This is a genomic window from Jejudonia soesokkakensis (assembly GCF_042664795.1).
GTDB lineage: Bacteria > Bacteroidota > Bacteroidia > Flavobacteriales > Flavobacteriaceae > Jejudonia > Jejudonia soesokkakensis.
Genome location: NZ_JBHTBN010000003.1, coordinates 115,850 through 135,855 on the forward strand (window position 1 = coordinate 115,850; position 20,006 = coordinate 135,855).

The window sequence follows — 20,006 nt, forward strand, 5'->3', positions numbered from 1 at the left end:
GTTATTGGATTAAATTTAAAAGTAAGTCATCAAATGTACTAAGGTGTTACTTTTACAATCTTAAAGTATTGTTAAATTACTTCGGAAAGTAGGATAGAAAGGACTGAATCTTAGCAAAATGAATGGAGCACTATCTAACACATCATCCAAACCAACCATCCCGATCCAAACTTCGATATTGTATGGCTTCAGAGATATGAATTTGTGTAATCTGTTCGGAAGATTCCAGATCGGCAATAGTACGGGAAACTTTCAGAATTCTATCATAAGCTCTCGCTGAAAGCTGTAATCGCTCCATCGCAGTTTTCAACAACTCTAATGAAGCGGTGTCAAGCTGACAATACTTTCGAATTTGCTTTACCCCCATTTGAGCATTATAATGGACGTGTTCGCTATCTGCAAAACGTGCTGTCTGAATTTTCCTTGCATTGGTAACCCGTTCTCGAATGGCAATACTCGTTTCACCCTTTCTTTCTTCACTTAGTTTTTCAAAAGGCACAGGGGTCACTTCTATATGAATGTCAATCCGATCTAACAACGGACCAGAAATTTTACTTAAATACCGTTGCATATCTGCGGGTGATGAAGTCACGGGTGCATCTGGATCGTTAAAATATCCTCCCGGACTCGGATTCATACTCGCTACTAACATAAAGCTCGCAGGATACGTCACCGTAAATCGTGCTCTCGAAATGGTTACATCCCTATCTTCCAGAGGTTGTCGCATTACCTCTAGTACACTTCGTTTAAATTCGGGTAATTCGTCTAGAAATAATACACCATTATGTGCTAAAGATATTTCGCCAGGTTGTGGATATTGACCTCCGCCCACAAGTGCCACATCTGAAATGGTGTGGTGTGGACTTCGGAAAGGCCTTGATGTCATTACACCTCCAGCTTTCATAGTACGACCTGCCACACTATGAATTTTTGTTGTTTCAAGAGCTTCCGTCAAAGATAAAGGCGGTAAAATAGACGGGAGCCGTTTTGCTAACATTGTCTTTCCAGAACCAGGCGGACCAATGAGTATGATATTATGCCCGCCAGAAGCAGCAATCTCCATGCAACGTTTTATCGACTCCTGCCCTTTGACATCTGCAAAATCAAACTCGGGGTTTTCTAATTGTTCGTAGAATTCTGCTTCAAGATCAACTTCAGTTTGGAGTAAAGGGATTTCTTTGTCAAAAAATTCAATGACCTCCCTAATAGACTCGACACCATATACAGTAAGACCTTCCACGATAGCTGCTTCATTAGCGTTTTGCTTCGGAAGAATAAATCCTTTATAGCCATCTTTTAAAGCATTGATTGCGATAGGCAAGGCACCTCGAATAGGTTGTAAGTTTCCGTCCAAAGAAAGCTCGCCCATAATAATATAGTCACTTAATGGATTTCTCTCATCAATTTGTTGCGTCGCAATAAGAATTCCCATAGCTAAGGTAAGATCATACGCAGAGCCCTCTTTACGCATATCGGCAGGAGACATGTTAAGAATGAGTTTCTTTCCTGGGATTTTATATCCGTTATTTTGAAGCGCAGCAGCAATTCTAAAGTTACTTTCACGAATGGCATTATCGGGTAGACCTACCAGATGATAGCCGATACCTTTATCGACGTTAACTTCTACCGTAATGGTAGTGGCCTCAACACCAAATACGGCACTCCCATAAACTTTGGTAAGCATATTTTAAATGAAATTGCAGGGAGCGTAGAATGCAATGTTGAAGATACGAAATATTGTTGAGAGTTGTCTGTTTTCAGTTGTGAGTAAAACCAAAAATTACCAAAATACTAATATTCTAAAATTCTACCCTACTACCTTTCCGAAGTAATATTAAAATAGTCCATTATTTGCTCCCATTGTTTTCGTTTGTAATCCTTTTCATTATTTGTTCTTTTTAAGGCATCTCGTTGAGTGCCTAATATAAGAATGGATTTAGAAGGTCTATCCTCACTTAATTTAGAGATTGTACCCTTTAATAAAGACATCGTTTTAAACCAAAGATCATCACTTTTAGGGGATAATTTATTAATTAAACCAACATCTGTAGCACGTTTATCCAATACATTTGGTGGATAAAGCACTCCAAACACGCCAACAGGCATCACAAATTTTGGATTTTTAGGATTTTTCCCAATGTAGGGCCATTGAAGATAAGGTAAAGGTTTTCCTTTCTTATTATAACTTATCATTCTTGCATAATGAGTCATTACAGCTGTTGGGAATTTTAAGTGTGCCTTATATAATTTATATAAAAATTCTGGAGGATACATCATGTCATCATCAATCGTGACAAGCTTCTCCTCTGGAAATCGCTCTAGGCTATGTATTAATTTTCTGTGAGAAAATGTATATGGGGAATACTGAATTTCAAATATCGCACCTTTTAATCTTGATAACGTATGAGGTAAATTATTTTCATAAGACTCATGAAGCCACAGGACTATTTTTTTTGGTCTATACTCCTGTGCTAAAATACTTCTTACTGCTAAGTGAACTATTTTAATCCTTGAAGGAATGGTGGTAAGAGTTACAATTACTGGCAACTCTGTTTCTGGATTACGCTGATTTAGTTTTTTAGCAGAAAGTATGCTTAACTTGAATCGGTTGCGAAGATATGGAGGGATTTCTTTTAATTTCAAAACTGAATTATTCGATTACAGTAGAGGGCACTAAATTATTCTGAATAGCAAAAATTACAAGCCCTGCAAGATTTTTAACTTCGGTCTTATCTATTATATTTTTCCGGTGAGTTTCAACTGTTCTTTTACTAATGTTTAGCTTTTCTGAAATTTCTGAAGAAGTTAATTGTAAGCAGATAAGGTGTAAAATTTCCCGTTCCCTTTCAGTTAAAAAATCTGTATCAAATACAGTTTTTGTATTGGTGGTCAAACGAGAACTCGCTCGCTCATTAATCACATGTATGGTTTCCGAATCATAATAAAACCCATTATAAAAAACTTGCTTAATGGTATGCAACACTTTTGCCGGCGGCGAATTTTTTACGAGATAGGCACTCGCTCCAACATCAATCATATTTCGAATAAAAGGTTTTGTATTATACGTTGTAAGCGCAATTATTCCAATCTCCTTATATTTTTCTCTAATTACTTTTGTTGCTTCAACACCATTTAAATTTGGCATTTTAATATCTGTAATAACAATATCTGGAAGTTCTTCACAAGTACTCAAATGATCAAGTAACGCTTGCCCATCTGAAGCCTGAAAAGTAACATCAATAGCCTCATCTCTCGATAAAATATGTACCAATCCTACACGAAATAATTCTTCATCATCTGCAATTACTACATCAATTCTATTTGCCATACATGGTATTTTTAAATTGGTATTTCTATAAGTGCCTGTACTCCTTCATTTTTTGCACTTTCTACTGCAAAAGAACCCTGTAATAACGCGACTCGATTTTCTATACCGCTAATTCCGAGTCCTTTTTTTTCTTTCGCTGAAACAAGGTCAAAACCTACGCCATCATCTCTATATTGTAAAGATACAGTGTTTTCGGTGCTTCGCAAATCTATTTTAACAAAGGAAGCATTACTATATTTTAATGCGTTGTTGCATAACTCCTGCGTAATTCTAAACACATGCAACTCTTTGTCTTTTGAAAGGCTTTCGGGCTTGTAATGAAGGTTACATCTGATATTAAATTTTTGTGTTTCTGAAACTTCTTCACATAATTCCTCAATAGCTGCTTTAAGACCGAATTTTTCGAAGGTAGGGGGCAATAAATCATGTGCTATTTTTCGGGAACTTTCAAGAACAGTACCTGTAACATTTACAATTCCGGAAGCTATTTTCTTTCGTTCTTCATTGGTTAAATGTTCTTCGGTGAGTATGTTTGCATTTAAAGAAACTATATTCAGTTTTGAGCTAATGGCATCATGAAGATCCTGCGCAATGCGTTTTCTTTCTTCTTCCTGAGTAAGCAGTATTGATTGAACTAATTCTTTTTGATAGCTTACTTCAAGATTTGCCTTATCAAGTTCTGCTTGTGTTATTTTTTTTCTTGAAAAATAGAAAAAAAGAACAATCGCAAGTGCCATAACCACAACCAAGGCAATGGCTCCAATAATGATCCGAATTATTTCTATTTCCTGAGGGATTTCAGTCATACTTGCTTAAAAGAAATTGTTCTGTAGTTTTTAACCCATTCAACGAATACCAAACCTATGAAAATAAAATAGAATATAAAGTGTAGGTCCTGTAATATCCATGCAAAATCATCTGAAATTAACTTGTCAACCATAAGGTTTCCTGTGGCAAAAATGAGCATGCTGCAGAGTAAAAAAAAGAAGATAGCAATATTCACTATAACTAATTCTCCCTTTTCTGAAAGCAATTTATAAAAATATACTAAAGCATACACTACAATAACTCCTTGAGCGACTGAAGCTCCTACTGGATTATACTTTAACAATAGGTGAGGCTCAAGAATATATTGAACTCCAAAAAAAAGTATACATCCAACGGTGACAAAATTGATCCATTTATATCCCAACAATTCCCTATAGAATAATGACAGCAAAATAAATTGAGCTATAAAAAAGTATACGAACAAAAAAGAGTTTGTATCATTTAAATCGTACAATAACACAATACGCAATGCCCATTCAACCGTTGCCATTGCTAAAAGATACCATGAAAATATGCGGTATGCGTTACTGTAAATCGCATATCGCGTAAAATATAAAATTGGTAGAGCTAGTGTTGCTATAAATATAAATTCATCTAATTCTCGTATAAATTCCAAAAGCTTTTATATAGTAATTGATTTAAAAAATGAGGTGTAGTTTTATTTTTAAAGAAATTAAGAGCTTACCTTTTTGGGGTCTCTATAGTTTCGATACCACTCAATCATAATCAGGATTAAAAATATTAAATACAACACTCTAATAATTTTACCCAGCAATACAATCGTTTCTGTTGATATTTTAATATTGAAAACCAAATTTCCTGAAGCAAAAATTAGCATGCTGGTAAGTAAGTAAAAAAAGATACCACTATTTACAATTACAAATTCTCCCTTTTCAGAAAGTAATTTATAAAAGTATAATAAAGAATATATCACAATCACTCCTTGTCCTACAACTACTCCTATTGGATTGTATCTAAAATACATTTCAGGGTCATTACTATATTGAACAACAAAAAATAATAATCCGGCAACTAAAACATAATAAATCCATCTAAAATTCAGCAATTTCTGATAAAATAGAGACAAGATTATAAATTGGAACACAAAATAATAGACAAATAGAAAAAGTGTACTATCATTCCAGTCAAAAAGCACTATTACCCGTAATAACCATTCAATTATAAACATGGTTAAAAGGTAAATAGTAAATATTTTATAGGCTTTGCTATGTTTTGCAAAGCCTATAAAATAGATCACAGAAGCAACCGATAGTAGAATAAAAATTACATTGGAAAGTGCATTAATGATTACCTCCATAAGTATTATCCACCTATTGGACTATCATTATCACAATTGGGTGGACATGGTTCTGTAAAATCCCAAATACTACCCTCTTTACCATCTGCTACAGCATTCGCATACCCTTTCACTAAATCACGATATATAATACTTCCATCCTTTTGAGTTTCAGGTTTTGTTCCTACAATGATTAATTTTTCGGTGCTTGGAGTGGTCGAAGTATCTACTCCAAGATAGGCTCTAATATACTTTTGTCCAGTTTGTCCTTGCATTTCTTCTAAAGCCCCCTGTAAATCCTGAGCTGGAATTAAAAAAGCATTACATTCATTATGCTTGTTGTAATCACTTTCATTATTTCTCCAATTGGTTGTCCATGTTTGTGCAGTTGGAAGATCAATTTTTTTGTCTTGTTGGCTCATCGTTACTATTTTTAAGTTAGAATTCTTAAAAGTAAAAAAACTAAACGGGTTTAATGTTCTAAGAAAGATGTATTTAACCTACATCTTCACCAAAGCCTTTTCAACCTTTGCTAATACATTAACCTAGTGACAGGTAGCACTTATCTAAACTCGTTCTTTTTCTGTAGTAAACCCTTTGTCGATACATTTTTAATAGCTGAAACCTCATTATTCGCAATTGCCGCCAATGTTTCTATTGCAGTTCGCTTACCTAATTCAACACCCCATTGATCATAACTAAAAATATTCAAGATAACTCCTTGTACAAAAATTTTATGTTCATAAAGAGCTATAAGTTTCCCGAGAGATTCTGGAGTTACTTTATGAATGAGTAAGGTATTAGAGGGTCTATTTCCTTTAAAATATTTGTGCGAATCTACAGCTTCATCTCCTGAACCCTGAAGTAGAGCTTCAGTCTGTGCAAAACAATTAGCTAATAGTTTATTTTGATGATCAGTTGCTCCATAGAGTGATTCTCTAAAAGCGATAAAATCACAAGGCACTAACTTAGTTCCCTGATGCAATAACTGAAAGAAAGCATGTTGTGCATTCGTGCCTGTATTTCCCCAAAGTATCATTCCAGTTTCGTAACTGATTAGATCTCCATTACGATCAACACATTTGCCATTACTCTCCATAACAGCCTGTTGTAAATAATCTACAAACTTTTTCAAGTATTGGGTATAAGGAATAATTGCTGCTGTTTGACACTTAAAAAAATTATTATACCATACCGAAAGTAATGCTAACACTACTGGCATGTTTTCTGAAAACTGAGCGGTCCTAAAGTGCGTGTCCATTTTATGAGCACCCTTTAGTAGGTCTTCAAAGTGTTTATAACCAATACTGCAACAAATCGAAAGTCCTACAGCGCTCCATAAAGAGAATCTACCTCCTACCCAATCCCACATGGGAAAAATATTTTCTGTTGTTATTCCAAATTTTTTTACTGCCTTATGATTAGAAGAAACAGCTACAAAGTGCTTTGAAATAGCTTTTTCTGAAGCTTTTTCAACAAACCAATTGCGAACCGTAGTTGCATTTGTACGAGTTTCTTGGGTCGTGAATGATTTTGAAACTACTATAAACAAAGTTGTTTCAGGTGAGATTTTTTTAAGAACCTCATGAACATGATCCCCATCTACATTTGATATATAATGAACATTGAGCTCATTTTTATAAAAAGAAAGTGCTTCGGTGACCATTTCAGGTCCCAAGTGACTCCCGCCAATACCAATATTAACAATATCTGTAATAGGTTTACCTGTATATCCTTTATATGTTGTGGAGATAATCTTTTCTGAAAAATCTTGCATTTGTTGAAGTCCCTTTTTTACTTCAGGCTTCATCGAATCAAAATCCCGCAAGGCTGTATGCAAAACTGCCCGGTCTTCGGTTTCATTAATGTGCTCTCCGTTATATTGAGCTTCAATAGCCGTTTTTAGTTGAACTTCTTCTGCCAATTCGAGTAACAACTCCATCGTCTCATGAGTTACTCTATTTTTTGAAAAATCTAGGTAAAAATCCTCCCACTCGATTTTCATTTTTGAAACTCTCGAAGCATCTTCGGCAAAAAGAGTAGCCATGTGAAGTTGCTCCGTTTCAGAAAAATGAGCCTCCAGTTTTTTCCAGGCAGCAGTTGTCGTAGGATTTATTTTGGGTAAAGGCATTTTTTGGTTTAGCGTTAAGAATTACAAATCTACAATCGTAAATCTAAAATCATTCATTTTGTGGTCGATTATTCTTGTAATAGGCAATCAGTCCATCGATAGGCCTCCTAATGACGTTACCTAGTTCCAGATTATAAGGCTTTAAACAATCTCTAATGATAGCCTCACTAAAGTGAGCAATACTACCAATAAAATGAATGGGAACCTGTTGTGACTCTTTAAAGCAAAGAATTCTGTATTCAATAAATTTCTGTATTCCTTCACGTATAAGATGGTAAAAGTACTTATTAATTTCTTCGGCTTGAAAAGACCTATTTTTTTCGGAACTGAAAATAAATGCTGCGAACGAAGCTAAATACATATTTGGATTAGGCTTTTTGTATAAATTTAATTTTATGGTATCTGCCTCAAGATCGAATCGTTTTTCAAATTCTAAGGCCAGTACTGAAGGCATTTTTTTATAGAAATAATCACGTAGCAAACGCTTTCCGAAGTAATTACCACTTGCCTCATCCATTAATGTATACCCTAATGATACCACCGAAGCATGTATATCTTTTCCGTCAAAATAGCAACTGTTTGAACCGGTGCCCAAAATACAAACGATCCCTGGTTTTGTTGTAGCAGCATACACCGCAGCCACTGTATCTTCTTTAACTCTAACATTTGCATTCTTAAAGATCTTTTCTAAAATAGAAGTTAGTAACGCGACAGGAGTTTTGGTACCGCAACCCGCACCGTAAAAATCAAGCGTTTCAATTGTATCACAAACCGACTGTAAATCTGAATTTCCAGAAATACGATCGTATAATTCTGCTTCAGGAATGACGGCAGGGTTTAATCCTAAAGTACGGGTCTTTAATACAACGTCACCTTCCGAATCTAAAAGAATCCAGTCGCACTTTGTCGAACCGCCGTCAGTTATTAAAATCATAGATTACACACTTGCCATATAAACTGCCAAATCAATCAGTTTTGCCGAATAGCCATATTCATTGTCATACCAAGCAACTAATTTAAAAAAATTGTCATTAAGAGCAATTCCAGCTTCTGCATCAAAGGTACACGTGTGTGGATCGCTTACAAAATCCTGTGAAACAACTGGTTCATCTGTATAAGCTACAATACCTTTATAAGCACCCTTTGCAGCCTGTTTAAAAAGTGTTTTTATTTCTTCGTAGCTAGCAGCTTTCTTTGTACGTACGGTTAAATCTACTACGGAAACATCTACTGTAGGAACACGAAATGCCATCCCAGTGAGCTTTCCTTCTAACGACGGAATTACTTTTGTCACTGCTACTGCAGCTCCAGTACTTGTAGGAATGATATTTGCCAAACCACTTCTTCCTAATCGGTAATTCTTTTTTGAAGGCTGATCTACGGTCGATTGTGTAGCTGTTACACTGTGTACTGTAGTCATTAGTCCTTCGACGATTTCCAGTTCATCATCAATAATCTTAGCTAAGGGCGCCAGACAATTTGTAGTACAGGAAGCATTTGAAACTATGGTATCTGTTGCTTTTAGTTCTTTGTGATTTACACCCATTACAAACATTGGAGCTGTTTTGGAAGGTGCAGAAATAACCACTTTTTTGGCTCCTGCTTTTAGATGTGCTTCAGCAGATTCTATTTCTTTAAAAATACCGGTACAATCCAGTACAATCTCAGCATTTACCGCATCCCACTTCAAATTTTCCGGATTTCTTTCCGAAGACACCCGAATGGAACGTCCATCTACTATTAGATTTCCATCCTTTACTTCAATAGTGCCTGGGTACTTTCCGTGGACTGAATCATATTCCAGTAAATACGCCAAATGATCCACATCCAGTAAATCGTTAACTGCAACTACCTCCACACGATCATTTTGGGATGCAATTCTAAACGCTATTCTTCCTATTCTTCCGAAGCCATTAATGGCAATTTTTGTTTTCATAGTATGGTGTCCAGACAATACTGCCTGAGAATCTTTTTTAATTAATTATTTTTTCTGAATTCTAACAACATTAGATAGAAATGATATCGGCAACCCGAATCAATTCTTCATCGATTTTATTACTTCCTTTTAAGGATTCTGTAAAAGGTATTGACACTACCCTATTATGAACAATTCCTATCATCACATCACGTTCGCCATTTAGAAGCGCATCTATGGCGCCAACTCCCAGTCTACTTGCCAGCACCCGATCATAACAACTGGGCGCTCCTCCACGTTGGATGTGCCCCAGAACGGTTACTTTACATTCGTACTCTGTTAAATTTTCACGTATATAGTCTGCCAGTCCCAATATATTTTTTCCAATCTGATCGCCTTCAGCAACGACAACAATACTTGAACTTTTACCAGATTTTTTACTCCGTTTTAAAGATTCAACGAGTCGTTCTTTCCCCATATTTTGTTCGGGGATTAGAATTTCTTCGGCCCCCGCTCCTATTCCGGCATTAAGAGCAATATCGCCGGCATCACGCCCCATCACTTCTACCAGAAATAGTCTGTTATGAGAGTTCGCCGTATCCCGAATTTTATCAATAGCTTCAACAACAGTATTTAAAGCCGTGTCATAACCTATTGTGTAATCGGTACCATTAATATCATTATCAATTGTACCAGGAAGTCCAACGATAGGAAAATCAAATTCTTCATTGAATACAATTGCTCCTGCAAATGTTCCATCACCTCCTATGGTCACTAACGCATCGATATTGGCTTTCTTAAGATGATCGTACGCTTTTTGCCGACCTTCTTTAGTTCTAAACTCTTGAGAGCGAGCCGATTTTAAAAATGTACCCCCTCTATTAATAATATTTTTTACAGAACGTGCATCAAGCGGCTTAAAATCGCCTTCTATTAAACCTTCATACCCTCTAAAAACACCTACGCATTCCAGTTGGTGATACGCACATGATCGTACTACCGCTCTAATCGCTGCGTTCATTCCTGGGGCGTCTCCTCCACTGGTTAAAACGGCTATTTTATTTAGTTGAGTTTTCATTTGAGTAAATATAATAGCATTTTATGGGAACGCAATACTGTTTTGAAATCTATAACATTTTAAGTATTGTGTTTAAAAGAAAAAGTAGAACGCTTATGAAATATACGTGTATACACGTATAGTTTTTTAAATACTTGCCACCTATATTTACAGATGAATTAGTGAATATGTTCAGGAAGGATTTTTTGTGGGGATAAAAAATTCTTACCAACAATTTTTAAAAGCTGTTATTTCATCTTTTAAAATTTACTAAGTTAGGTTTGTTATAAAGCGTCTTGGACTCATAATCAAGACGCTTTTCTTTTATAACAACATTTACTTTTCAAGTATCATAAATTCGATGGACGAATCATTAAATACTTTATGAGTCTGTTTTGTAAAGTCTGATTCTTTTGCTTCAAAAATATTATCTACATAGGTCTGCGGATTCAAATCAATGTACGGAAACCAGGTGCTTTGCACTTGTACTTGTATCTTGTGTCCTTTTTTAAAGGTGTGATGGATATCCTGAAGCTTGATCGCAATTGCTGTCTTCTCATTTGCTACAAATGGCTCTGGATTACTGAAGCTATTTCTAAACCTTCCACGTAACACTTCACTACGCACCATCATGTGATAATTACTCATTTTTAAATGATCTTGGGTTTCTTCGGTGTCCTTAGCATCACCTGGATATATATCGATCACTTTTACGATCCAATCTGAATCGGTCCCCGTCGTGGCAACTTTTAATTTTGCTATAATATCTCCAGCCATCGTCATATCTTCTTCGAGTACAGGAGTTGTAAATGTTAAGACATCTGGACGACGAGCCGCAAAACGTTGATCATCTGTCATGTACTTTCGTGGTGTAAATACCACTTTTATATCTTCGGAATATGGTACAGGTTTTTTAGGGTCGCTTACAAACTCTTCAAAGGTATAACTTCTTTCTGCCACAGGATTTAAACGTCCATTGCTCTGTAACCAGAAGGTTTTCTTTTGTGCTTTCGCAGGAGGCCATTCGGTATATGATTTCCAGACATTGCTTCCGCTGTCATACATATAGGCTTCAGGAAGTCCAGAATCACCTTTCCCGTTATTTTTCAGAAAGTGATTAAAGAATTTTGTTTCAATATCTTTTTGAAAGTTTTCAGAAATATCATCCCCAAAATAAACATTTCCTATCGCTTGGCGCTTTTTTGTTCTTGCCCAATCTCCATGACTCCATGGACCAAACACTACGGTGTTATAATTATCACTCTGATTTTCAATTTTCTCATAAGTTTCAAAAGGACCGTACAGATCTTCCGCATCAAATAGACCCCCAACTACCATAACCGCTGGTTTTATATTTTTTAAATGCTGAATAATTCCGCGGGACTGCCAAAACTCATCATAGTTCGGGTGTTCCTTTAATTGCGTCCAGAATACATTGTCTTCTTTATAATATTCATCCAAATTTGAAAGCGGTCCAACATCTAGAAAAAACTGGTATTGATCTTCGGTATCTAGTTTTGGAAATTCATACCAAGCCTCTTTTTTAGGGCCATCCTTCTCATAGCCAAACACTGCAGTAGCCCTCCAGTAGCTTAATAAATAAGCTCCGTTATGATGAAAATCATCAAAAAAGAAATCTCCAATGGGCGCTTGAGGCGAAGAAGCTTTTAAGGCTGGATGCGCATCTAGCAAAGCGTAAGTTGCATAAAATCCAGGATATGAAATTCCCCACGTTCCAACATTTCCATTATTATTAGGTACATTTTTAATCAACCAATCAATACTATCATAGGTATCACTGGCTTCATCAAACTGCTTTCCCTTTTTGTTAGGGATGTATGCCCTCATATTATCGTAGGTCCCTTCGCTCATCCAGCGGCCACGGACATCTTGGTATACTATAATATTACCTTCCTTCATCATAAATTCGTTAGGTCCAATCTTAGACCTAAACTGGTCCTCTCCATAAGGTCTAGAACTATAAGGTGTTCTTTGAAAAAGAATTGGATATTTTTTTGAAGTATCCTTTGGTGCATAGATAGTAGTATGCAACTTCGTCCCATCCCGCATGGTGATGTAGGTTTCGGTTTTAGTATAATTTTCTTTTGCATAATTCTCTTCAACTTCTTGAGCCGAAAGACCCGTAATTATGAAGAATGTGACTATTAATGTGATGTATTTCATATGATTGGATTTCTATTTTTCTGAAAAATTTGAAATTCCTTCCGTAAGCCATGCTTCGTACTCCTCGACATCGGGAGTATAACCTACAGGAGGATTTAATGTATTTTCTTCATGATCCATAAGGATGTAATAAGGTTGTGCATTAATGTTATATCGTTTAATGAAAAAGTCGCTCCATTTTCTACCTATCGTATTAACACGCTTTCCAGTTGTTTCACTGGTATACTGTTCTTCTTTTGGTAACGCTCTTTTATCGTCTCCATACAATGAGATAAGTACTACATCATTTTTTAGCATATTTAAAATACTAGGTTCTGCCCACACCCGTTCTTCCATTTTTCGGCAATTGACGCAAGCATAGCCTGTAAAGTCCAACAATACTGGTTTTCCAATTTCTTTGGCATAGGCCAATCCTTCAAAATAATCTGTAAAGGCTAAAATATCATGAGGCCCTAGTTCTGCTCCCTTTGGGAATTCTGTTTCAGTGGTAATTGTTCCTCCCGATGATACTTTGGTATATCCAACTCCGTAGGGAGCCTCACTGTAATTCATTGGTGGCGGAAACCCACTAATCAACTTTAACGGTGCGCCCCAAAGCCCCGGAACTAAATAGATGGTGAAACTTAACGTGACCAAACCTAGTAATAATCTACCTACTGAAATATTTGGCGACGGACTATCATGCGGAAGTTTTAGTTTACCTAATAGATATAATGCAAGTGCTCCGAATATTGCAATCCAAATGGCTAAAAAGATCTCTCTTTCAAACCAATGTAACTGTAATACCAAATCTGCATTTGATAAAAATTTAAATGCAAGTGCAAGTTCAAGAAAGCCTAAAAAGACTTTGACACTATTAAGCCACCCTCCACTTTTAGGAAGTGAATTTAACCACCCTGGAAACATAGCAAACAATGCAAAGGGCAGTGCTATAGCCAAAGAGAACCCTAACATACCAATGATAGGTGCCGTTCCACCTTTTGATGCAGCTTCAACTAATAGTGTTCCAACAATTGGTCCTGTACATGAAAAAGAAACAATAGCAAGGGCCAAAGCCATAAAGAAAATTCCAGCGATGCCGCCTCGATCTGCATTTTTATCAACTCGATTTGCCCAAGATTGTGGTAACGTAATTTCAAAAGCTCCTAAGAACGATATCGCAAATATAACGAGCAATACAAAGAAGATAATATTAAACCAGACATTGGTAGAGAGCGCATTTAAAGCATCGGCTCCAAAAATAGCTGTGACCACAGTGCCCAGTAAAACATATATTACAACAATAAAGAACGCATATAAGATTGCATTTTTAATTCCTTTTGAGCGCGTCTTACTCTGCTTCGTAAAAAAGCTAACAGTCAAAGGAATCATAGGAAACACACAAGGCGTTAACAAAGCAGCAAATCCAGATAAAAAAGCGATGAAGAAGATGGTCCACAATCCTTTTTTATCAGATTTTTTATTGTCCTCTTCTACTTCCGAATTATCTACTTCACTTACTTTTTTAGGATCTTTTTGAAGACTTGCACTCGTACTTGCATAGGCTTCAAAATCATCATAATTCTCTATAAATAATGCTTTATTTGCGGCAAGATCAAAAACCACATAGCGTTCTTCATTTAGACAAACGGTCTTACAAACCTGATAGGTAAGTTCGGCTTTAATGACATTAATAGCCGGATTGAGTAGTTTGATTTTTTGACTAAGTGTAGCAGTTTCTTTAAAGAAAACTTCATCAAAACCCCATACTTCACTAAATTCACGATATGTTTTGCTTTCGGTTAACTCAGAAGTTGTTTCAAAATTACCTTCAGCATTTATATAGGTAAGCGCTAATGGAATAGGCCCAATACCTTCATTAGGTGTTGTTTGTGAATAGATATGCCATTCGTCGTCAATAAATGCATTTAGTTTAAACTCAAAATTATTTGCATCTATCGCATTTACTTTGGCTTCCCAATCTACAGGATCCTTTATATCTCCTCCCTGTTGATTTCCAAGAGCAGAAAAATCCTGAGCAACTGTCGAAACCACAGTCGTTAAAACCAATACAATTAAAAGTAACTTCTTCATAAATGCTTACACTGCTTTTGTAATTTTTAAAATTTTTTGTGTTTGTGGCGTCACTTTATAGGCATCATCCATTCGCATTCCCACCACCCATAGTATCTCATTCCCACTACACAACACATACATTTTTTCTTTGGCAACCAAAGATACCTTTTCATCTTTAAAAAACTTACTCAATTTCTTTTTTCCTTGCATTCCAAAAGGCTGAAAACTATCTCCCTCCTTCCATTTGCGTAACGTCAAAGGGAATTGTAGTTTATCATAATCTACAAATATAGTGGCGTCATTAGACAATACTCTGTTATCAACTATCTCAAAGTGCAAAGGAATTGGCGTAGTAATCTTGCTGGTCTTTTTAGGAATTGTTACTGAAAGTTCTTCAACATCCTTGATCACTTCAGTTAGTAATAAAACATCTCTGTCTTTTAAAATTCTATGGGTTTCTGAAAAAATCTGCTTCCCAGATTGTGCAGTAAGCAATGCTGAAAGTGCTGTAAAGTCTGTAAACCCAAACGGACTTAATAATTCATATAATAACGCTTCCGTATTGGGCAATTCGAGTAATTTTTGAAGATGAATTGAATAACCATCAAAATTTTCAGTAATGACAAGGTTGTACACCAAAGACATATAATCCTGAATAAGCGATTCGCTGTCTCTCAAGTTTCGTTGTGTTTTTTGCAAGGCATCTAAAATGGAACTATTCGTTTCTTTTAGAAACGGAATGACATGTAACCTGAGAGCATTCCGAAGATACTCTGAAGCAGCATTGCTGCTATCTTCCCGCCAATATAAGTTCTCCTTTTTAGCGTACGCCAGAATTTGAGCTTTGGAGAACGGCAGTAAGGGTCTAATGATATTTTCATTGATTTCTGGAATTCCAGTTAACCCACGTAAGCCTGAGCCTCGCGATAGATTTATTAAAAAAGTTTCCAGCGCATCGTCTGCGTGATGGGCCGTTACCACATACTCATAATGGGTACTTTTTAAAAGCTGTGAAAACCAGTCATATCGTAATTGTCGTGCCGCCATTTGAATGGATACTTTATGATCTTTGGCAAATTGTTTGGTCTGGAAAGTTTCGGTAAATACTGGAATGGAAAGTTTATCTGCCAAAGTAACGACAAAGTCTTCATCACTATCACTTTCAGAAGCACGTAAAGAAAAATTACAATGTGCCAACGCCAAATCAAAATCTGAATGTTTCAGCAAATACGTCAACACCACACTGTCTAATCCGCCACTACAAGCCACTAAAAGTCTTTTGCCTTTCAGAAAAGAAAACGAAGCATTAATATGTTTTTTGAAATCTTGCAGCATTTATTAAAGGCTAAAGCATAAAACAAAGATACGGTTTAAAACACCTATCCGCCCAATACTTCACGCATGGCTTTTGCTTTGAGCAAGCATTCTTCGTACTCCTGTTCTGGATTAGATTTTGCTGTAATCGCACCTCCCACCGAATAACTCACGTAGCGCAAAGTCTCATTATATAAAATACTGCGTATAATGACATTGAAGTCGAAATCTCCCGTCGGAGAGAAATAACCCACTGCTCCGCTATACAATCCGCGTTTTGTATCTTCCAGCTTTTCAATGATTTTCATGGCTGAAACTTTTGGAGCTCCCGTCATACTGCCCATAGGAAATGTATTTTTAAGAATCGCTACCGGCGAAACCGTCTCTTCAACCTCGCATCGTATCGTTGAGATCATTTGATGAACCTGCTCAAACGTAGAAACTTTACATAAAGCTGAAACCTCTACAGTTCCTTTCTTGGCAATACGCGATAGGTCATTGCGCACCAGATCTGTAATCATAATATTTTCACTTCGCTCCTTTGGATCATTTGTAAGTTGAACGACCATTGCAGCATCTTCTTCTGGATTCGACAATCGTTTTGCCGTCCCTTTTATAGGCTGAGAAATTACCGTAGTTCCTTCTTTTTTCAAGTAGCGTTCTGGTGAAGCTGAAAGCACAAAATGCGCATCCACTTTCATAAAAGTTGCAAAAGGTGGCGTAGATATCTTATTGAGTTCTAAAAAAGTAGTCACAGGATGTATGAGCACGTCTTCTGAAAAAAACTCCTGACAATAATTTGCTTCATACACATCGCCACGTTCTATATGTGAAAGCAACTGGCGTACATTGTCAAAGTAGGTATCCTTTGATGTTCTTAATCTTATTTTAATCTCCTGATGCTCCAAAGGTTTTTCTGTAATATCAGTACGTAAGATATCATTCCAATCGGTTTCCAGTTCGTCATCTACCATACGCAAATAGTGAAGTTCTACTTCAGAATCAGTAAAAAGAAAAAGCTTTTTCGGCTGAAAGAAATACAAATCCGGAAAGTGCAATCCGTCATAATTATGAGACTCCAGACCTTCAACATCATTTTTTAAATCATAGGTAAGATAGCCAAACAGCCAGTCTTTTGTAGTTTTTTGGTATTCATCCAAATCGTTAAAAGCATTGTAAAAATCTGTTTTTATAGAAGTAAAGGCATCAACTGCGAGTATCGCTTCATAATTTGAATATTCCTGTTCGTATTGATTGCTATCCAGCCAGGCAATTTCGTTGAATTGTTGCGCCCAACACAGTAATCGCTTTTTATTTGCTTCGGAAAGTTGAAAAGGTATTTTTTTTACCAACCGCATTATACGTCAATTTGGTGTGCAAAATTTTGAATCACATCGTGCAATCCTAGTCGTAAAACTTCATTAGTTACAATATTCTGTTCTACTGAAAAATTTTCAGAAAAAGAAGGAAATGAAAAACTTTCAATAATTTCTCCATCAAAACGTGGCAGCACATTTTTTACATAGTCTAATGCTGAAGCACCTCCTCGTTTTCCAGGGGAGGTACTCATGAGAAGTATTTTTTTTCCTGCTAAAAATTTATATTCAATTCTGGAAAGCCAGTCAATATAATTTTTAAAAAAAGCGGAAACAGCACCATTGTGTTCATTCACAGAAATGAGTAGCGCATCTGCCTCTTTAATTTCATTTTTAAGCTGTATTAAATGTATAGGATAAGGCTCTTGCTTCTCAAGGTCTTCACTAAAAATTGGTAATGGAAATTCTGTAAGTTTGATTCGTTTTACAGCTTGTTTGGGAAGGAGTGAGACTGTATAATCTACTAATTTCTCATTGATGGAAGTACTACTATTACTTCCAGAAAAGGCAAGGATTTTTTTCATCTGTCAAAGATATTCAATTTAAATGATCAATAATGAAAGTCTCAATTAACTACATAAAATATAGTTGAATCGTATTTTTCTATATAATTAAAACCTATATGTAATATTTTTCGTACATATTGTGTAAATAAGGTGAAAATCGTTATAAAATTATTTAAATGAGTTAAATTTTATAGTATGTTTACAACGATTTATCCCCAAGATAAAGAACTTAACCATGAAAAAAACTACATTTAACTATGCAGTTATTTTGTTTGTTACTACAATTTTAAGTAGTCAAGCTCAAGTAGGAATAGGTACTATAGACCCAAAAAGTCTTTTGGATATCCCTGCATCAAATACAACTGCCCCCGCAAACACCGATGGAATTTTAATACCAAGAGTTGACAACTTCCCATCTACAGATCCAACAATCGATCAAAATAGTATGATCGTTTTTCTCAATCGTGATATTACTGGCTATTTAAAAGGATTTCATTATTGGGATCATTCCAGAACAGATTGGATCCCTTTTGTACAAGAAGAATGGGAAGATGGTACTAATGGCTCAGGAGACAATTTAATCTTTGCTAAACAGGCAAAAATTGCTGGAACCGATATGGTCATCACAGATGATGGTCGTATTGGATTTGGAACCGATGACCCTGTAGAACGTTTTGAGTTTAAAGGCCCTGGTGATAATGACTTTCAAATCACAAGTGCTAATGCAAATCCGCCGAACTTCATTTTATACAATACTGGTGGAACGATTGCCTCTCCAGCTGCTTTTACAGTTGCCGATCAAGAAATAGGATCATTTATCGTAAAAACACATGATGGATCAGCAATAAGAGAACCAGGTGGTTTTCGATACTATATTGATGGCTTGGCTAGTCCTGGAAGCACTCCTTCTAGATTTGTTATTAGTACGACACCAAGTGGCTCTGTTTCACAACAAGAAAGAATTATAGTAAGAAGTACTGGCTTTGTGGGCCTAGGTACTCCAGATCCATCACAAGTCTTAGACGTTAATGGTAATGCAAGAGTTAGAGGTCTGGGAGCTGGTGCGGTATATAGTAATGCTACAGGAGTTTTAAGTACTAGTGGTCCTCAAACTTTTGCATTAGGAAAGGTAAGCGCAACAGGTACTGCAGCCAAGATAAGTGGTGCCACTGTATCGCGTGTTAGTACAGGAGTATACCAGGTCACATTTACTACGGCTCAATTAGATGCCAACTATCTTATACAGCTTTCTGTATTAAATTGTAGTGGCTGTGGTACAGATGATAGTATAGGTATTTATTATTCAAATCAAACTACAACTGGTTTCAGAGTCGTCATTGGAGCAAACGATAATGGAAACACCGCAAAAGTTCCTTCTAATTTAGAATTTATGTTTTCCGCAATTAGTTTTTAATTTAAAAAATATAAATTATCATCCCGCTATATGCGGGATTTTTTATGCCTCAAACTTTCAGAAGCAATTCTAGAAAATGTATTTTTGCATTGCTATGGCATTACAGAAAACAGTGAAAATAAAAAACAGAAAAGCAAAATTCGAGTATGAAATTCTCGATACGTATGTCGCTGGAATAGTTTTAGCAGGAACCGAAATCAAAGCCATCCGTGAAGGAAAAGCTTCAATTGCCGAAGGTTTTTGCGAATTTAACGATCGAGACGAACTGTTTGTTGTTAACATGACCATTCAGGAGTATTCGCACGCAAGTTCATTTAGCCATAATCCAAAAAGCGAACGAAAATTACTTTTAAATCGGAATGAACTTAAAAAATTAAGTAAAGAGGTTCGAACATCTGGGCTTACCATAATCCCTTTGTTACTCTTCACTAATGAAAGAGGATTAGCAAAGCTCCAAATTGCGCTATGTCGCGGTAAACGTGAGTTCGACAAACGCGATAGTATTAAAGAGCGCGACAGCAAACGAAATTTAAGTCGGATTAAAAAAGCCTTCAATAATTAAAATTTTTAATTGAAGAGCAACGCTTCAATAGGTGCCCTC

The 20,006-nt window shown here is 36.1% G+C and carries 18 protein-coding genes; 2 read left to right on the top strand and 16 right to left on the bottom strand.

Annotation, left to right across the window (positions count from 1 at the left end; all coding sequences use genetic code 11):
* Positions 1 to 142: 142 nt before the first annotated feature.
* The 16 genes from ACFQO1_RS07220 to ACFQO1_RS07295 all read right to left on the bottom strand — a co-directional run bounded on the left by ACFQO1_RS07220 (position 143) and on the right by ACFQO1_RS07295 (position 18,009).
* Positions 143 to 1,684 (bottom strand): YifB family Mg chelatase-like AAA ATPase, encoded by a 1,542-nt coding sequence (locus ACFQO1_RS07220; RefSeq protein ID WP_380217319.1) that lies wholly within the window; start codon positions 1,682 to 1,684, stop codon positions 143 to 145.
* Between the two features lie 131 nt (positions 1,685 to 1,815).
* Positions 1,816 to 2,643, bottom strand: a complete 828-nt coding sequence (locus ACFQO1_RS07225) for a glycosyl transferase (protein ID WP_380217320.1) — start codon at positions 2,641 to 2,643, stop codon at positions 1,816 to 1,818.
* A gap of 7 nt (positions 2,644 to 2,650) precedes the next feature.
* Positions 2,651 to 3,328, bottom strand: coding sequence for a response regulator transcription factor (locus tag ACFQO1_RS07230; RefSeq protein WP_380217321.1), 678 nt, complete (start codon positions 3,326 to 3,328; stop codon positions 2,651 to 2,653).
* 11 nt (positions 3,329 to 3,339) lie between these two features.
* Positions 3,340 to 4,134, bottom strand: coding sequence for a sensor histidine kinase (locus tag ACFQO1_RS07235; protein WP_380217322.1), 795 nt, complete (start codon positions 4,132 to 4,134; stop codon positions 3,340 to 3,342).
* Positions 4,131 to 4,646 (bottom strand): hypothetical protein, encoded by a 516-nt coding sequence (locus tag ACFQO1_RS07240; RefSeq protein ID WP_380217323.1) that lies wholly within the window; start codon positions 4,644 to 4,646, stop codon positions 4,131 to 4,133. The genes ACFQO1_RS07235 and ACFQO1_RS07240 overlap by 4 nt, the downstream gene beginning before the upstream one ends.
* A gap of 183 nt (positions 4,647 to 4,829) precedes the next feature.
* Positions 4,830 to 5,474, bottom strand: coding sequence for a hypothetical protein (locus ACFQO1_RS07245; protein WP_380217324.1), 645 nt, complete (start codon positions 5,472 to 5,474; stop codon positions 4,830 to 4,832).
* Between the two features lie 5 nt (positions 5,475 to 5,479).
* The gene (locus ACFQO1_RS07250; protein ID WP_380217325.1) at positions 5,480 to 5,875 is read right to left on the bottom strand and encodes a hypothetical protein; all 396 of its coding nucleotides are present in this window, start codon (positions 5,873 to 5,875) and stop codon (positions 5,480 to 5,482) included.
* A gap of 140 nt (positions 5,876 to 6,015) precedes the next feature.
* Positions 6,016 to 7,584 carry a glucose-6-phosphate isomerase gene (gene pgi / locus ACFQO1_RS07255; RefSeq protein ID WP_380217326.1) on the bottom strand — a complete coding sequence of 523 codons (1,569 nt, stop codon included), beginning with the start codon at positions 7,582 to 7,584 and terminating at the stop codon, positions 6,016 to 6,018.
* A 49-nt stretch (positions 7,585 to 7,633) separates the two neighbouring features.
* Positions 7,634 to 8,518, bottom strand: coding sequence for an N-acetylglucosamine kinase (locus ACFQO1_RS07260; RefSeq protein ID WP_380217327.1), 885 nt, complete (start codon positions 8,516 to 8,518; stop codon positions 7,634 to 7,636).
* Positions 8,519 to 8,521: 3 nt separating this feature from the next.
* Positions 8,522 to 9,520: a type I glyceraldehyde-3-phosphate dehydrogenase gene (gene gap / locus ACFQO1_RS07265; protein ID WP_380217328.1), complete on the bottom strand. Its 999-nt coding sequence runs from the start codon at positions 9,518 to 9,520 to the stop codon at positions 8,522 to 8,524.
* 70 nt (positions 9,521 to 9,590) lie between these two features.
* Positions 9,591 to 10,577 (bottom strand): 6-phosphofructokinase, encoded by a 987-nt coding sequence (pfkA, locus tag ACFQO1_RS07270; protein WP_380217329.1) that lies wholly within the window; start codon positions 10,575 to 10,577, stop codon positions 9,591 to 9,593.
* A 315-nt stretch (positions 10,578 to 10,892) separates the two neighbouring features.
* A complete protein-coding gene (locus ACFQO1_RS07275; protein ID WP_380217330.1) occupies positions 10,893 to 12,740 on the bottom strand; it encodes a CocE/NonD family hydrolase in 1,848 nt (615 codons plus the stop codon).
* Positions 12,741 to 12,752: 12 nt separating this feature from the next.
* Positions 12,753 to 14,813 (bottom strand): protein-disulfide reductase DsbD family protein, encoded by a 2,061-nt coding sequence (locus ACFQO1_RS07280; RefSeq protein ID WP_380217331.1) that lies wholly within the window; start codon positions 14,811 to 14,813, stop codon positions 12,753 to 12,755.
* A gap of 6 nt (positions 14,814 to 14,819) precedes the next feature.
* Entirely contained in the window at positions 14,820 to 16,130 is a 1,311-nt protein-coding gene (gene tilS, locus ACFQO1_RS07285; protein WP_380217332.1) for a tRNA lysidine(34) synthetase TilS, read from the bottom strand.
* Between the two features lie 44 nt (positions 16,131 to 16,174).
* The gene (pabB, locus tag ACFQO1_RS07290) at positions 16,175 to 17,467 is read right to left on the bottom strand and encodes an aminodeoxychorismate synthase component I (RefSeq protein ID WP_380217333.1); all 1,293 of its coding nucleotides are present in this window, start codon (positions 17,465 to 17,467) and stop codon (positions 16,175 to 16,177) included.
* Positions 17,467 to 18,009 (bottom strand): NADPH-dependent FMN reductase, encoded by a 543-nt coding sequence (locus ACFQO1_RS07295; protein ID WP_380217334.1) that lies wholly within the window; start codon positions 18,007 to 18,009, stop codon positions 17,467 to 17,469. Before ACFQO1_RS07295 ends, pabB begins: the two co-directional genes overlap by 1 nt.
* A 217-nt stretch (positions 18,010 to 18,226) precedes the next feature.
* Between ACFQO1_RS07295 and ACFQO1_RS07300 the strand changes: the two genes are divergently transcribed.
* On the top strand, positions 18,227 to 19,405 hold the full coding sequence (locus ACFQO1_RS07300) for a hypothetical protein (protein WP_380217335.1): 1,179 nt from the start codon (positions 18,227 to 18,229) through the stop codon (positions 19,403 to 19,405).
* Positions 19,406 to 19,499: 94 nt separating this feature from the next.
* Positions 19,500 to 19,967 (top strand): SsrA-binding protein SmpB, encoded by a 468-nt coding sequence (gene smpB / locus ACFQO1_RS07305; RefSeq protein ID WP_380217336.1) that lies wholly within the window; start codon positions 19,500 to 19,502, stop codon positions 19,965 to 19,967.
* Positions 19,968 to 20,006: the final 39 nt, after the last annotated feature.

What these genes read in the sequence shown, in the direction of transcription:
- ACFQO1_RS07235 (WP_380217322.1), bottom strand. Translation starts at nt 4,134, where the DNA reads ATGACTGAAATCCCTCAGGAAATAGAAATAATTCGGATCATTATTGGA.
- pabB (WP_380217333.1), bottom strand. Translation starts at nt 17,467, where the DNA reads ATGCGGTTGGTAAAAAAAATACCTTTTCAACTTTCCGAAGCAAATAAA.
- ACFQO1_RS07275 (WP_380217330.1), bottom strand. Translation starts at nt 12,740, where the DNA reads ATGAAATACATCACATTAATAGTCACATTCTTCATAATTACGGGTCTT.
- ACFQO1_RS07300 (WP_380217335.1), top strand. Translation starts at nt 18,227, where the DNA reads ATGAAAAAAACTACATTTAACTATGCAGTTATTTTGTTTGTTACTACA.
- pgi (WP_380217326.1), bottom strand. Translation starts at nt 7,584, where the DNA reads ATGCCTTTACCCAAAATAAATCCTACGACAACTGCTGCCTGGAAAAAA.
- ACFQO1_RS07230 (WP_380217321.1), bottom strand. Translation starts at nt 3,328, where the DNA reads ATGGCAAATAGAATTGATGTAGTAATTGCAGATGATGAAGAATTATTT.
- ACFQO1_RS07250 (WP_380217325.1), bottom strand. Translation starts at nt 5,875, where the DNA reads ATGAGCCAACAAGACAAAAAAATTGATCTTCCAACTGCACAAACATGG.
- ACFQO1_RS07245 (WP_380217324.1), bottom strand. Translation starts at nt 5,474, where the DNA reads ATGGAGGTAATCATTAATGCACTTTCCAATGTAATTTTTATTCTACTA.
- ACFQO1_RS07260 (WP_380217327.1), bottom strand. Translation starts at nt 8,518, where the DNA reads ATGATTTTAATAACTGACGGCGGTTCGACAAAGTGCGACTGGATTCTT.
- ACFQO1_RS07220 (WP_380217319.1), bottom strand. Translation starts at nt 1,684, where the DNA reads ATGCTTACCAAAGTTTATGGGAGTGCCGTATTTGGTGTTGAGGCCACT.
- ACFQO1_RS07295 (WP_380217334.1), bottom strand. Translation starts at nt 18,009, where the DNA reads ATGAAAAAAATCCTTGCCTTTTCTGGAAGTAATAGTAGTACTTCCATC.
- smpB (WP_380217336.1), top strand. Translation starts at nt 19,500, where the DNA reads ATGGCATTACAGAAAACAGTGAAAATAAAAAACAGAAAAGCAAAATTC.
- ACFQO1_RS07240 (WP_380217323.1), bottom strand. Translation starts at nt 4,646, where the DNA reads ATGGCAACGGTTGAATGGGCATTGCGTATTGTGTTATTGTACGATTTA.
- tilS (WP_380217332.1), bottom strand. Translation starts at nt 16,130, where the DNA reads ATGCTGCAAGATTTCAAAAAACATATTAATGCTTCGTTTTCTTTTCTG.
- gap (WP_380217328.1), bottom strand. Translation starts at nt 9,520, where the DNA reads ATGAAAACAAAAATTGCCATTAATGGCTTCGGAAGAATAGGAAGAATA.
- pfkA (WP_380217329.1), bottom strand. Translation starts at nt 10,577, where the DNA reads ATGAAAACTCAACTAAATAAAATAGCCGTTTTAACCAGTGGAGGAGAC.
- ACFQO1_RS07280 (WP_380217331.1), bottom strand. Translation starts at nt 14,813, where the DNA reads ATGAAGAAGTTACTTTTAATTGTATTGGTTTTAACGACTGTGGTTTCG.